This is a genomic window from Verrucosispora sp. CNZ293, assembly GCF_002754655.1.
In genome coordinates this window covers 1,206,505-1,219,665 of sequence record NZ_PEFR01000001.1, presented here as the reverse complement: position 1 = coordinate 1,219,665, position 13,161 = coordinate 1,206,505, and the positions used below count along the sequence as shown (strand labels likewise).

Below are 13,161 nucleotides of genomic sequence, written 5' to 3'. Positions count from 1 at the left end.
TCCGGGAGCCCGGCTGATGCCGGAATGACCCCACTACAGCAACGGACGGCCGACCACCGAGGCGACCAGCCGGGCGAACTCCTCCAACCGGGCGATCTGCCCGGCGCCGCCGTCGTCGAGGGTCTTGCCGAAACGCAGCGCGTCATGGCGCGGCCCGCCAGCGCTCTCCTCGCTCGGCGGCGATTCGTCGAGCGAGGTCAACAGCAGGTAGACGTCGATGCTGTCGACCCGGATCTCGCCGTTGTCGTGGCGGAACAGCCGGCGCCGGCAGCCGACCTCGGTGACCGAGGAGACCGGCACCACCCGCAGCGACGAGGTCATCGAGCCCGGCGGCCCCTCCCCCGGCGGCACGTCCTCGCCGTGCCAGAGCACCAGGCGACTGCCGTCGCAGACGACGACCTCCTGCCACACACCGTTGACCTCGTTGACGAAGCGTTCCAGGGTGAAGCCGAGCACCGACGCCCCGCGCAGGACGCCGCCGAGCGCCTCCAGGGCGACGTCGGGGTCGCGCAGGTAGGCCCGCGCCGCAGATTCGAGATCGGTGTACGGCGACCAGTCGGGAAAGACGGCCGGCAGGTCGCCACCCCCGAAGCCGGGACGGCTCATGCCGGCCCTCCGCTGCGCTGCGGGCCGACATGAGGCACAAGGGCACCGAGTTGACGATTCGCTCGCTGACGCTCACTCATGCCGGCCCTCCGCTGCGCTGCGGGCCGACATGAGGCACAAGGGCACCGAGTTGACGATTCCCTCGCTGACGCTCACTCATCGGATCACCTCCGCCGTCACGGCCTGTCCGTCTCCTGCGTCACCTCGGGTCGTGTCTGCTCGGCCGACGCCTCGTGCGGCACCGCTGTCGCCTGCCGGGCCGCCTCCGCCTCGCGCAGCGCCTGGCGGCGTTGCGCGTACGCCTCGGTGCCCTTGCTGGGCTTGCGACGCCGTGGCGGGGCGGTGACTCCGGGGGCGAGCTTACGCGCGGAGACGAGGAAAGCGGTGTGGGCGATCATCCGGTGGTCGGGGCGGACCGCGAGCCCTTCGGCGTGCCAGTCGCGGACCAGTGACTCCCAGGCTCGTGGCTCGGTCCAGCCGCCGCGCTCGCGCAGCGCCTCCACCAGCTCGGACAGTTGGGGGGTGGTGGCCACGTAGCCGATGAACACGCCGCCGGGCAGCAGCGCGCGTTCGACCATGTCGAGGTTCTCCCAGGGGGTGAGCATGTCCAGGATGATCCGGTCGAAACCGGTCTCGCGGCACCCGGCGACGTCACCGACGTGCAGGTGCCAGGCCGGGTGCGGGCCCTGGAAGAACGACTCGACGTTGCGGCGGGCGATCTGGGCGAAGTCGTCGCGCAGCTCGTAGGAGTGCAGTTCACCGGTGGTGCCCACCGCGCGCAGCAAGGAGCAGCTCAAGGCTCCCGAGCCGGCGCCGGCCTCGAGGACCTTGGCGCCGGGGAAGACGTCGCCCATGGCGACGATCTGCGCGGCGTCCTTGGGATAGATCACCTGGGCGCCCCGGGGCATGGAGAGCACGTAGTCCGACAGCAGCGGGCGCAGTGCCAGGAACGCGGTGCCGCCACCGGAGGTGGTCACGACGCTGCCGTCGGGCAGGCCGATGAGCGTGTCGTGCGCCAGGATGCCGCGGTGGGTGTGGAACTCCTTGCCCGGCTCCAGGGTCACCGTGTGCATCCGCCCCTTCGGGTCGGTCAACTGCACCCGGTCACCGGGCTGGAACGGCCCCCGCCGCACGGCGGGCGGCTCCACCTTCTCCTCGGGGAGGTCGCTGGCCGAGTGGGCGGAGTGGGTCACGGTCACGTGTTCATCTTCCGGTGAGGTTCGAGCAGTTGAGCCAGATCCGCGATGTGCAGAACGCCGACGACATCTTCGCCTGCCGTCACGACGTACTGTGCGCCCGGGTGGGCCTGCACGGTTTCCAGCACCTGTTCGCCGTCCGTGGTCACCGGGATGGCCGGCAGATCGGCGAGGGTACGGGCGACCGCGTCCACGGCCAGCCAGGGCCGGCGGGCCTCCGGTACCGCCGCGGCGGCGGCCGGGTCGACCAAAGCCACCGGCCGCCCGGCGGTGTCGGTCACCAGCAGCGCGGCTGCCTGGTGCGGCTCGGTGACCGGGTGTTCCTGCTCGGCACGGCGCTGCGCCTCGGCCAGCGGGGTGCCGGTGGGCACCGGGTGCACCGGGCGGGCCAGGTTGGCCAGGTCGATGAGAGGGAGCCGCCGGCTGATCCGGGACATCCGGATCGACTGTCCGGCGCCGTGCCAGAGGGTGAGGGCGACAAGTGCCGTCAGCGGCAACGCCAGCAGGCTCAGCACGTCGATCGCGTAGAGCGCCGCCACCAGCAGCGCGGTGCCGACGGCGAGGACCCGGCCGGCCCATCCGGCCACCTCGGTGGCCCGGTGCCGGTCCCGGGTCAGTGCCCACACCACCGCACGCAACGCCCGCCCTCCGTCAAGCGGTAGGCCGGGCAGGATGTTGAACACCGCGACGATGACGTTGCTCGCTGCGAGCTGGAAGGCGAGCTGGTCGGCCACGGTACGGTCGGGCAGGGCCAGCGTCGCGGCGACGGCAGCCGCGCCGAGCACCGCCGAGACGGCCGGCCCGGCCAGCGACACCAGCAGGTCCACCCGTGGGGACGGGGCGTCGCGGTCCATCTCGGTGTACCCGCCGAGCAGTTCCAGGGTGATGCCGCGCACCCCGATGCCGAAGCGTCGGGCGGTGAGGGCGTGGCCGAGTTCATGGGCCAGCACCGAGCCGAGCAGCGCGAGGACGAAGCCGGCACCGACGAGGTAGCCGCCGAGCGGGGACAGTTGCAGCCGTTGGCCGGCCAGTTCGCCGTACAGGACCGTGATCAGCAGGGCGAGCAGCAGAATCGAGGCGTTAAGGTACAGCGGCACCCCGAGGATCCGGCCCACCCGCATGCCGGGACGCTGGCTGGCCCGTGGTCGCCTGCGCTGTTCCATCGGGCTGATGCTACGCGGCCGGAGATCACCTACCGGAATGGCGGCGGCCGGCCTGTCATACCGGTGGCCTAACCTTCCGGGGCATGACGGCGGATCCGGTGATCACTCAGCAGGCCCCGACCCCGATCGAGCTGCCGCCGACGGTGCGGGCCTCGCTGTCCCCGTCGCGGGCGGCGGATTTCAAGACCTGCCCGCTGCTCTACCGGTTCCGCAGCATCGACCGGCTGCCCGAGCGGCCCACCGTGGAGCAGGCACGCGGCACGCTCGTACACGCGGTGCTGGAGAGGTTGTTCGACCTGCCGCCGGCCGCCCGCACCCCGGAGGCCGCCGGTGATCTCGTGGCCGGCCAGTGGGACCGTCTGGTCACCGAGCAGCCGGAGTTGGCCGGGCTGTTCGCCGAGGGCGACCCCGCCGCCGCGGCGGAGTTCCTCCGCTCGGCGTCGGCCCTGCTGGGCGGCTACTTCGCGGTGGAGGATCCGCGCCGGCTGGAGCCGGCCGAGCGGGAGAGCCTGATCTCCGCCGTGGTCGACGACGAGCTGCTGATCCGCGGCTACCTCGACCGCCTCGACGTGGCTCCGGACGGCGCCCTGCGGGTGGTGGACTACAAGACCGGCGGCGCACCGCGGGAGGCGTTCGAGGCGCGGGCGTTGTTTCAACTGAAGTTCTACGCGCTCGTGTTGTGGCGTACCCGTGGCGTGGTGCCCCGGGTGCTGCGTCTCCTCTATCTCAAGGACGCCGAGGTGTGTGACTACGCCCCGGACGCGGAGGAGCTGCTGCGTTTCGAGCGGACGGTGGTGGCGTTGTGGCGGGCGATCGAGCAGGCCACCGCCGCCCGGGATTTCCGGCCCCGGCCGAGCCGGCTCTGCGACTGGTGCAGCCATCAGGCGCGCTGTCCCAGCTTCGGCGGCACGCCGCCGCCGTTTCCGGAGCCGGCGGCGACGCCCGATCCGCTGCGGGACGCCAGGACCTCCCCGGCGCCACCGGGCGCCGACGAGTAGCCGCTCTCCTTCCCGGGGATGAGGGTCGAGTCACCACACAAGACGATCTTTCGGCGGCGGGGGCGGCTAGCGTCGTGGCGTGGGTAATGCGCTGAGGGAGTGGCTGCGTCGCAATCGGCTGGCCGGTGACGCACTGCTGGCTGTCGGCCTGATCCTGGGAGAGGCCGTGTTCACCCTGCTCACGCCCCGGGAGTTCTGGCCACGGCCGCTGCCGGCGGCGCTGGGGTGGAGCGTGTTGTGCGCGGCACCTGTCGTGCTGCGGCGGGTGGCGCCGTGGCCGGCGCTGCTGGCCGCGTTGGCGACGCTGCTGCTGCCCGTCCTCATGTCGGTGGCGCCGACCACCCAGAGCCTCACCTTCGTGGTGCTCACCTACACGATGGCCGCCTACCGTCCGGTGCGTCCCGCGGTGGTCGCGGCGGTGGGGTTGTGGCTTCCGGTGGCCGTGGCGAACACGCTGGTGCCGCCGGAGGGCATCCCTCAGGTCAGCACGGCGTTCCTGATCGCGAACAACATCCTGGTGGGGATCGTCTCGTTCTCGGTTGGCCGTACGGTGCACGCCCGGCGCTCCTCCACCGAGGCGCTGCGGGAACGGGCCCGGGTCGCCGAGGCGAATCAGCGGGCGCTGGCCGAGCAGGCGGTCGCGGACGAGCGGCGCCGGATCGCCCGGGAGTTGCACGACGTGGTGGCCCACCATGTCAGCGTGATGGGGGTGTTGGCGACCGGGGTGCGGCGGGTGCTGCGCCGCGACCCGGACGGCGCCGACGAGGCGATGGCCACCATCGAGGAGACCAGCCGGGCGACGCTGCGGGAACTGCGCCGGTTGCTCGACGTGCTGCGTACCGAGGCCGAACCGGCTGTGGAGTTGGCGCCGCAACCGGGCATCGCCGGCATCGAGGCGCTCACCGATCAGGTCCGGGAGGCCGGGTTGCCGGTGACGTTGACGTTGACCGGTACGCCGGGGCAGTTGGAGGAGGGGGTGGCGTTGACCGTGTACCGGATCGTGCAGGAGGCGCTGACGAACGCCCTCAAGCATGCGGGTACGGCGACCGCGCAGGTGCGGGTCGGTTTCGGTGGCGACGCGGTGGAGGTCGAGGTCACCGACACCGGTCGCGGGCCGTCACCGGACACCGATCGGATCGGGCACGGCCTGGTCGGGATGCGGGAACGGGTCGGCCTCTACGGTGGGATCCTGCGCCTCGGCGCGCGGACCGGCGGTGGTTACCGGGTGTACGCCCGGATTCCGGTCGAGCCCCTACCGGACGCGAGCCGTCGGTGAGGCGGGCCTCCGGACGCGAGCGGTCGGTGAGGTGGGCGTGGTGAGCGGGACAGCCGACAGGGAGGACCAGATGGTCGATGCGACGGGCCGGGACCGGCCGGTGCGGATTCTGCTCGCCGACGACCAGCCGTTGCTGCGTACCGGCTTCCGGATGGTCCTGGGTGCGGAGGCCGATCTGGACATCGTGGCGGAGGCGGGCGACGGGGTGGAGGCGGTGGAGTTGTCCCGTCGGTTGCTGCCGGACGTGGTGTTGATGGACATTCGGATGCCGCGGATGGACGGAGTGAGTGCCACCCGGGCGATCGTGGACGCCCGGCTGCCGGTGCGGGTGCTCATCCTGACCACCTTCGATCTGGACGAGTACGTCGTGGGGGCGCTGCGGGCCGGGGCGAGCGGCTTTCTGGCCAAGGACGTGCCGGCTGAGGATCTGGTCACCGCGATCCACACGGTGGCCGCCGGTGACGCGGTGGTGGCGCCACGGATCCTGCGTCGCCTGCTGGACCGGTTCGCCGACGTGCTGCCGGACCCGGCCGCGACGCCGCCGAAGGCGCTGGGCGCGTTGACCGAACGGGAGCGGGAGGTGCTCGTGCAGGTCGCCCGCGGGTTGTCGAACGCCGAGATCGCCCGGGCGCTGTCGGTGAGCGAGACCACCATCAAGACGCACGTCGGACATGTGTTGACCAAGCTGGGGTTGCGCGACCGGGTGCAGGCGGTGGTGTTGGCGTACGAGTCGGGCCTGGTCCGACCTGGGGCGTAACGCGGCCGTTGCATCCGTCACCTACCGTGACGGCCTGCGGTGGAAATCGGTTGACCCTCACGCGGCGGCAACGTCCAGGATGACCGTGACCACCCGCTGCCGGATGACCGCCGGTTGCCGGGGTCGGGGACAACCCTGACTTCAGTTGGGTGGTACCCGCAGCCGGAAATCCGCTCCGCCTCCGCCCGGAGTCGGACGGATCGGCGGTGGGCAGCACAGATGATGGACTCGCACCGGACCAGCGGGGGCGGTGCGAGCAGACTCGACGGAGAGGTACGTAACGTGACCGCTACGACAGGCCAGCCGGCATCGGCCGCAGCCCGGGCGAGCGATGTGTGGAAGGTGTACGGCAGCGGCGAGGCTCAGGTCATCGCCCTGCGGGGGGTCAGCGCGGAGTTCGAGCGCGGACGGTTCACAGCGATCATGGGCCCGTCGGGTTCCGGCAAGTCGACGTTGATGCACTGCCTGGCCGGGTTGGACTCGGTGACCCGGGGGACGGTGGCGATCGGCGAGACCACAGTCACCGGGCTCGGTGACGCGGGTCTGACGAAGCTGCGCCGCGACAAGGTCGGCTTCATCTTCCAGCAGTTCAACCTGTTGCCGACGTTGACCGCCAAGGAGAACATCCTGCTCCCGCTGTCGATCGCCGGGCGCAAGCCGGACCCGGCCTGGTACGACGTGGTGATCGACACGGTGGGTCTGCGGGACCGGTTGGGACACCGCCCGGCGCAGTTGTCCGGCGGTCAGCAGCAACGGGTGGCGTGCGCTCGCGCCCTGGTCGCCCGCCCCGAGGTGATCTTCGCCGACGAGCCGACAGGTAACCTCGACTCGCGCTCCGGCGCGGAGGTGTTGAACTTCCTGCGCGACTCGGTACGCCAGCACGGGCAGACCATCGTCATGGTCACCCACGATCCGACGGCCGCCGCGTACGCCGACCGGGTGGTGTTCCTCGCCGACGGGCAGATCGTCTCGGAGTTGATCGAGCCGACCGCCGACACGGTGCTGGACACGATGAAGAAGCTGGACACGCCCGCCGAGGTGACCGGCTGATGTTCCGGGCAACCCTGAAGAGTCTGCTGGCCCGCAAGGTCCGGCTGATCCTGTCCGGCCTGGCCGTGGTGCTCGGCGTCATGTTCGTCTCCGGTGCCTTCGTCCTCACCGACACCCTGGGCCGCTCCTTCGATTCGCTGTTCGCCGACGCGTACGCCGATGTCGACGTCAACGTGGCCGCCAAGCCGAAGCTGGAACTCGGCGAGATGGAGGGCGAGCAGCTGGCCAGCCCGTTCCCGGCCGCCACCCTGGAGCGGGTGCGCGCGGTGGACGGGGTGGCCGAGGCCACAGGTGTGGTCGTCGCCGACGGGGCCCGGCTGATCGGCAGCAACGGCAAGGCCGTCACCTCGTTCGGGCCGCCGCAGCTGGGCGGGAACTGGACAGGTGAGAGCGACCTGGTGCGGCTGCGGGAGGGCCGGGAGCCGCAGACCGACGACGAGATCGTGATCAACAAGGGGTTGGCGGACGCCGGCCGGGTGGCGCTCGGCGACCGGGTGGGTGTGCTCACCCTGGAGCCGCGCAAGGATTTCACGATCGTCGGCATCTTCGGCTACAGCGGCGACCGGGACTCCCTGGGCGGCACCAACGAGGTCATGTTCACCACCCCGGTGGCGCAGCAGCTGATGCTCGGTGAGCCGGACACGTTCAGCAACATCGTGGTCACCGCCGCCGCCGGAGTCTCCGACGACCAGTTGCGCGACTCGGTGGCCGCGGCGATGGGCGACGACTTCGTGGTCAAGACCGGCGAGCAGCTCTCCGCCGACGCCGCCGCCGGCCTGAAGGAGGGGCTGTCCTTCTTCAACCGGATCCTGCTCGGCTTCGCCGCGGTGGCCCTGCTGGTCGGCACGTTCCTGATCCTCAACACGTTCTCGATCATCGTGGCGCAGCGCACCCGGGAGTTGGCGTTGCTCCGGGCGGTCGGGGCCAGCGGCAAGCAGATCATCGGCTCGGTGGTGCTGGAGGCGGTGGCCGTCGGCTTGATCGCCTCGGTGTTCGGCCTGGCCGCCGGCATCGGCATCGGCGCGCTGCTGGCGTACCTGTTCGGCAACCTCGCCGGTGGGCTGGCCCTGGCCGGGGTGGCGGTGCCCGCCTCGGCGGTGATCGGCGCGTTCGGTGTCGGTCTGGTGATCACGGTGCTGGCGGCGCTGCTGCCGGCGCTGCGGGCCGCGCGGATCCCACCGATCGCGGCGATGCAGGACGTGGCGACGCCGGACCGGCCGCTGACCAAGGTGACTGTCGGCGGTGCGCTGGTCACCGCGGTCGGTGCCACCCTGCTCTTCCTCGGCCTGGGCGGGCACGCCGGCGGCAGCACGCTGGCCACCATCCTCGGTGGCGTGCTGTTCTCGTTCATCGGGGTCGCGCTGCTGACGCCGCTGATCAGTCGTCCGGTGGTGGCCGCGCTGGGCACGGTCTTCTCCGGCTGGGTGCCGGGCAGGCTGGGCCGGCTCAACTCCGGTCGCAACCCGCGCCGTACCGCGATCACCGCCGCCGCGCTGATGGTGGGCATCGCCCTGGTCACCGGGATCACGGTGATCCTGGACTCGGCCAAGAGCAGCATCAGTGGGCTGGCGCAGGACAGCATCAGCGCCGAGTTGGTGATCGCCGGGGCGCAGTCGGGTCCACGTCCGCCGTCCTTCGACCCGTCGGTGCTGGACGAGGCGAAGGCGATCCCCGGGGTCCGTCTGGTCGACGGCGAGTATGGCGACATGGCGATGGTCGGCGGCCAGACCACCTGGGTCGGTGCCAGCAGTGAGCCGAGCGCGCTCACGCAGATGTTCGGTCTCACCGCCACGGCCGGCGACATCGACCGGCTGGGGCCGGGCCAGATGCTTGTCAGCTCCGACACGGCGGAGTCGCGTGGCCTGTCGGTCGGCTCCACAGTGCCGGTGCAACTGGCCCGCGGCGAGGAACGCACCTACACGGTCACCGGCATCTACGAGAGCACCCCGCTGTTCGGTGGCGTGACGTTGCCGGCCGAGGCGGCGCGTGACTTCTCCATCCCGCAGCCCATCCAGGGCTACATCCAGTTGGAGTCGGGGGTCCGGGCGGCCGACGTGCTGCCCCGGGTGGAGGCGCTGCTGACGAACAGCCCGGAGGTGTCGGTGGCCGACCGGGACGCGTTCATCGAGCAGCAGGCCGGTCAACTCGACGGGCTGCTCCAGATGATCCAGATCCTGCTGGCGCTGGCCATCGTGATCGCGGTGCTCGGCATCATCAACACCCTCGCCCTGTCGGTGCTGGAGCGGACCCGGGAACTGGGTCTGCTGCGTGCCATCGGTCTGCGCCGGTCGCAGACCATGGGGATGATCACCGTGGAGGCGGTGGTGATCTCGGTGTTCGGTGCGCTGCTCGGCGTCGTGGTCGGTGCCGGTCTGGGTGCCGCGGTGGTGGAGGCCCTGCGCGACGAGGGCATCACCAGGCTGGTCCTGCCGTGGGGCCAGATGGGTGTCTTCCTCGGCCTGGCCGCGATCATCGGCGTGGTCGCGGCGGTGCTGCCGGCGATCCGGGCCGCCCGGATCAACGTGCTGGGCGCCATCGCGCACGACTGAGGCACCGCATCGACGGCCCCTGTCACCGGTCGGTGGCAGGGGCCGTTCGCTGCGCTGCCTCAGCCGGGACGGACCGCGCTGGTGGGCGGGGGCGGTTCAGGCGGGGGTCCGACGCAGCAGTCCGGCCAGCAGGTCCAGGTCCGCCAGGAGCAGGCTCTCCAGTTGGTGTACGCCGTCGGTGGGCGCGAGCGGCACCTCGGCCGGCACGGCCAGCACGGCGGCACCGGCGGCTACCGCACTGGCCACGCCGGTCGCCGAGTCCTCGATCGCCACGCACCTGTCGATCGGCACCCCGAGCAGCCGGGCGGCCGTCAGGTACGGCTCCGGGTGCGGCTTTGTCGAGTCGACCTCGTCACCGCAGACCACCACGTCGAAGCTGTCGCGGCCGAGGGTGTCCAGGGCGATCTCGACAAGTGCCCGGCCGCTGGAGGTGACCAGGGCGGTCGGGATCCCCGCCTGCCGGACCGCGCCGAGCAGCGCCAGCGCCCCGGGCCGCCACCGCAACCCGGTGCGGAACAGCTCCAGAATCCGCACGTTGATCCACTCCGCGCTGGTCAGCGGATCCCGGTGCGGCTGTCCCAGATCGTCGTGCAGGATCCGCATCGAGTCGGCCATGCCCGTACCGATGATCGCCCGGCGGGCCTCAGCCGACAGGGTGCCGCCGTAACGGTGCGCGAGTTCGGCCAACGCGACGTCCCACAACCGTTCGCTGTCGACCAGGGTGCCGTCCATGTCGAAGAGCACGGCGTCCGGACGGATGCTGCTCACCGGATCCTCCTCGGGCTCGGGTAACCGGTGAATCCTGCCAGCCACCGGTGCCCGGCGCTCGACGTAGTGACCTTTCTCAACCCAGGTCGCAGGCGTCCAGGGACCGCTCGTAGCCGCGGAAGAACGCCTCGGACCGCTGCTCTGGGGTGCCGTGCGAGCCCTCGGCGAACCACGGTTGACCGGAGTCGTCGCCGACGGCCAGCAGCCCCTCGTTGAACTCGTCGAGGTCGCCCTCCTCCAGGGTGAGCCGGCCGGCCCGCACCGAGTCGCCGAGGAACGCCCCGGCCATGCAGTCGGCCTGCAACTCCTGCTGGATGGTGAAGTTGTAGCGGATGCCCAGCCGGGTCTGGATGCCGTGCGCGTACTCGTGGCCGAGCAGGTAGAACACGAACGCGTCACCGATCTGCCGGAAGGCCCCGAAGGACCAGTTGATGTCGTACGCGATGTAGTCGCTGACGGTGCAGTAGACCGCGTTGTTGCGGGGCACCTCCTGGCCACCGCAGGAGACCTCACCGTCGCGCTGGTACGGGATGACCCGCCGGATCGGCCGGAAGGTCTGCCCCGACGCCTCGAACTGGTCGGCCCAGTACAACTCGGCCAGCCGCTGCGCGTCGGCCACGTCCTGCCGGAACTCCTCCACGGTGTCGGTGCCGTCGGCCCGGGTCACCTCGGCCGTCGGTTCGGCCGGTGCCCGCTGCCCGGTCGGTTCCGCCGGGCCGTCCACCGGCTCCACCATGCAGGCGGCCGCCGCCACCAACGCCACCGCCAGGCCGGCGAGCCTCCCCCGGCGTCGCCCTCGCCCACCTGCCGCCACCGTGCTCCTCCCGCCTCGACGTCGCCGATCCAGTACCCCGACGGTACGACCGTCACGCCCGTTGCCGTCAGGTACGCCTTACCGCCCCGTCCGGTTCAGTCGCCCGCCTTGTACGGCGTGTTCGAGGAGGCTCGCCGGCCTGGCGGAGTCCTGGACGGCGTCCGGCGCACCGACGGCGTGGCCGGTCGGAGTACGGCATGGCCTCCTCGAACACGCTCTATGGTCGACAGCGGGTGCGGTGGTCCGTGTCCGGAACGGACGTCCGGGTCCGACGTCCCTGATGAATCGGCACCGGGAGGGTGCCGGACGCGAGAGGGAGACACCCGTGAAATACATGATCATGTTGTACGGCTCGCAGCGGGACTACGACGCGATGGCCGGGCACAGTTCCGACCGGCCGGCGATGACTGCCGAGCAGGTGGCCGCGATGCACGCGCACATGGGCAAGGTGCACCAGGAGCTCGCCGACGCCGGTGAACTGGTGGACGCCCAGGGCCTGACCGCGCCGGTGCACGCCCGCCGGGTCCAGCTCCGCGACGGTGCTCCGATGGTCACCGATGGACCGTACCCGGAGACGCAGGAGGTTCTCGCCGGGTACACGGTGGTCGAGTGCGCCAGCTTCGACCGGGCCGCCGAGATCGCCGCCACCCTGGTCAACCCGGACAACCCCGGGGAGTACGTCGATGTCCGACCGATCGCCGAGGGCATCGACGAGCTCGCCTGATGGACGAACCGAGCGTCGAGGACCTGTTGCGCCGGCTGGCGCCGCAGGTCCTCGGCGCGCTGGTACGCCGTTACGGGCATTTCGACACCGCCGAGGACGCCACCCAGGAGGCGCTGATCGCGGCGGCCACCGGCTGGCCCCGTGACGGCGTACCGGCGAATCCCCGCGCCTGGCTGATCACGGTGGCGTCCCGACGGCTGACCGACCTGCTCCGCGCCGAGCAGGCCCGACGGCACCGGGAGGACGTCGTCGGCCGGCGGGTGTTGGCCGAGTGGCGGTTGCCATCGTCAGGTGACCGGGTGGCGGACTCCGACGACACGCTGATCCTGCTGTTCCTGTGTTGCCACCCGTCGCTGCCCCCGGCCACGCAGATCGCGCTGACCCTACGGGCGGTGGGCGGGTTGAGCACTGCCGAGGTGGCCCGGGCGTTCCTGGTGCCGGAGCAGACCATGGCCCGGCGGATCACCCGGGGCAAGCAGCGGATCCGCGACAGCGGGCTGCCGTTCGCGATGCCCGCGCCGGCCGAGGTCCCGGCGCGCCTCACGGCCGTGCTCCGGGTGCTCTACCTGATCTTCAATGAGGGGTACGCGAGCACCTTCGGGCCGGGGCTGCTCCGCGCCGATCTGTGCGCCGAGGCGATCCGACTGAGCCGGCTGCTGCGTCGGCTGCTGCCTGACGCCGAGGAAGTGACGGGACTGCTGGCGTTGCTGCTGCTCACCGACGCCCGCGCGCCGGCGCGCACCGGTCCGCACGGCGAACTGGTGTCGATGGCCGAACAGGACCGTGCCCGCTGGCGTGCCGACCAGATCGCCGAGGGCACGGCGCTCGTGGTCGAGGCGCTGCACCGGGGACGACCCGGCCCCTACCAGGTCCAGGCCGCCATCGCCGCCCTGCACGACGAGGCGCCCGGCCCGGACGAGACCGACTGGCCGCAGATCGTCGCGCTGTACGAGGTGCTGACGGCGATGGACGCCAACCCGCTTGTCGCGTTGAACCACGCCGTCGCGGTGGCCATGACCGACGGTCCGGACGCGGGACTGGCGCTCGTCGACAAGGTGGCCGCCGACGGACGGCTGTCCCGGGATCCGCGGTTGGCCGCCGTACGCGCGCATCTGCTGGAACGACGCGGCGAGGCCGCGGCGGCCCGGGTCGCGTACCGGACGGCTGCCGCGCAGGCCACCAACCTGGCGCAGCAGCGTTACCTCAACGCCCGCGCCGACCGCCTCCCCGGCGACTCACCGCCAGCAGGCACGACGTGAC

12 protein-coding genes are annotated in these 13,161 nt (G+C 71.6%); 7 read left to right on the top strand and 5 right to left on the bottom strand.

The window, feature by feature from the left end:
• Positions 1 to 33: 33 nt before the first annotated feature.
• The 3 genes from CLT74_RS05560 to CLT74_RS05550 form a co-directional block, all read right to left on the bottom strand.
• The gene (locus tag CLT74_RS05560) at positions 34 to 606 is read right to left on the bottom strand and encodes a hypothetical protein (protein ID WP_099845578.1); all 573 of its coding nucleotides are present in this window, start codon (positions 604 to 606) and stop codon (positions 34 to 36) included.
• A 176-nt stretch (positions 607 to 782) separates the two neighbouring features.
• On the bottom strand, positions 783 to 1,754 hold the full coding sequence (locus CLT74_RS05555; protein ID WP_199172323.1) for a tRNA (adenine-N1)-methyltransferase: 972 nt from the start codon (positions 1,752 to 1,754) through the stop codon (positions 783 to 785).
• Between the two features lie 47 nt (positions 1,755 to 1,801).
• Positions 1,802 to 2,965 carry a M50 family metallopeptidase gene (locus tag CLT74_RS05550; protein WP_143697079.1) on the bottom strand — a complete coding sequence of 388 codons (1,164 nt, stop codon included), beginning with the start codon at positions 2,963 to 2,965 and terminating at the stop codon, positions 1,802 to 1,804.
• Between the two features lie 83 nt (positions 2,966 to 3,048).
• Between CLT74_RS05550 and CLT74_RS05545 the strand changes: the two genes are divergently transcribed.
• From CLT74_RS05545 to CLT74_RS05525, 5 genes are all read left to right on the top strand, one after another.
• Positions 3,049 to 3,963: a PD-(D/E)XK nuclease family protein gene (locus tag CLT74_RS05545; protein WP_099845575.1), complete on the top strand. Its 915-nt coding sequence runs from the start codon at positions 3,049 to 3,051 to the stop codon at positions 3,961 to 3,963.
• Between the two features lie 79 nt (positions 3,964 to 4,042).
• The gene (locus tag CLT74_RS05540; RefSeq protein WP_099845574.1) at positions 4,043 to 5,239 is read left to right on the top strand and encodes a sensor histidine kinase; all 1,197 of its coding nucleotides are present in this window, start codon (positions 4,043 to 4,045) and stop codon (positions 5,237 to 5,239) included.
• A gap of 70 nt (positions 5,240 to 5,309) precedes the next feature.
• Positions 5,310 to 5,996, top strand: a complete 687-nt coding sequence (locus CLT74_RS05535) for a response regulator transcription factor (RefSeq protein ID WP_099845573.1) — start codon at positions 5,310 to 5,312, stop codon at positions 5,994 to 5,996.
• 282 nt (positions 5,997 to 6,278) lie between these two features.
• Positions 6,279 to 7,046 carry an ABC transporter ATP-binding protein gene (locus tag CLT74_RS05530; RefSeq protein ID WP_099851375.1) on the top strand — a complete coding sequence of 256 codons (768 nt, stop codon included), beginning with the start codon at positions 6,279 to 6,281 and terminating at the stop codon, positions 7,044 to 7,046.
• Positions 7,046 to 9,595, top strand: a complete 2,550-nt coding sequence (locus tag CLT74_RS05525; protein ID WP_099845572.1) for an ABC transporter permease — start codon at positions 7,046 to 7,048, stop codon at positions 9,593 to 9,595. Before CLT74_RS05530 ends, CLT74_RS05525 begins: the two co-directional genes overlap by 1 nt.
• Positions 9,596 to 9,691: 96 nt before the next feature.
• Here CLT74_RS05525 and CLT74_RS05520 read toward each other — a convergent pair whose 3' ends face one another.
• Both CLT74_RS05520 and CLT74_RS05515 read right to left on the bottom strand, forming a co-directional pair.
• The gene (locus CLT74_RS05520) at positions 9,692 to 10,339 is read right to left on the bottom strand and encodes an HAD family hydrolase (protein ID WP_099851372.1); all 648 of its coding nucleotides are present in this window, start codon (positions 10,337 to 10,339) and stop codon (positions 9,692 to 9,694) included.
• A gap of 100 nt (positions 10,340 to 10,439) precedes the next feature.
• Positions 10,440 to 11,210 carry a neutral zinc metallopeptidase gene (locus CLT74_RS05515; RefSeq protein ID WP_099845571.1) on the bottom strand — a complete coding sequence of 257 codons (771 nt, stop codon included), beginning with the start codon at positions 11,208 to 11,210 and terminating at the stop codon, positions 10,440 to 10,442.
• Between the two features lie 301 nt (positions 11,211 to 11,511).
• On the opposite strand from CLT74_RS05515, the gene CLT74_RS05510 reads away from it, so the two are divergent.
• Together CLT74_RS05510 and CLT74_RS05505 are read left to right on the top strand one after the other, a co-directional pair.
• Positions 11,512 to 11,901, top strand: a complete 390-nt coding sequence (locus tag CLT74_RS05510; protein ID WP_486582697.1) for a YciI family protein — start codon at positions 11,512 to 11,514, stop codon at positions 11,899 to 11,901.
• Positions 11,901 to 13,160: a sigma-70 family RNA polymerase sigma factor gene (locus CLT74_RS05505; protein WP_099845570.1), complete on the top strand. Its 1,260-nt coding sequence runs from the start codon at positions 11,901 to 11,903 to the stop codon at positions 13,158 to 13,160. The genes CLT74_RS05510 and CLT74_RS05505 overlap by 1 nt, the downstream gene beginning before the upstream one ends.
• Position 13,161 lies beyond the last annotated feature (1 nt).

Excerpts from the sequence above, each read along its gene's own strand:
- CLT74_RS05535 (WP_099845573.1), top strand. The coding sequence starts at position 5,310 with ATGGTCGATGCGACGGGCCGGGACCGGCCGGTGCGGATTCTGCTCGCC.
- CLT74_RS05560 (WP_099845578.1), bottom strand. The coding sequence starts at position 606 with ATGAGCCGTCCCGGCTTCGGGGGTGGCGACCTGCCGGCCGTCTTTCCC.
- CLT74_RS05525 (WP_099845572.1), top strand. The coding sequence starts at position 7,046 with ATGTTCCGGGCAACCCTGAAGAGTCTGCTGGCCCGCAAGGTCCGGCTG.
- CLT74_RS05545 (WP_099845575.1), top strand. The coding sequence starts at position 3,049 with ATGACGGCGGATCCGGTGATCACTCAGCAGGCCCCGACCCCGATCGAG.
- CLT74_RS05505 (WP_099845570.1), top strand. The coding sequence starts at position 11,901 with ATGGACGAACCGAGCGTCGAGGACCTGTTGCGCCGGCTGGCGCCGCAG.
- CLT74_RS05510 (WP_486582697.1), top strand. The coding sequence starts at position 11,512 with ATGATCATGTTGTACGGCTCGCAGCGGGACTACGACGCGATGGCCGGG.
- CLT74_RS05550 (WP_143697079.1), bottom strand. The coding sequence starts at position 2,965 with ATGGAACAGCGCAGGCGACCACGGGCCAGCCAGCGTCCCGGCATGCGG.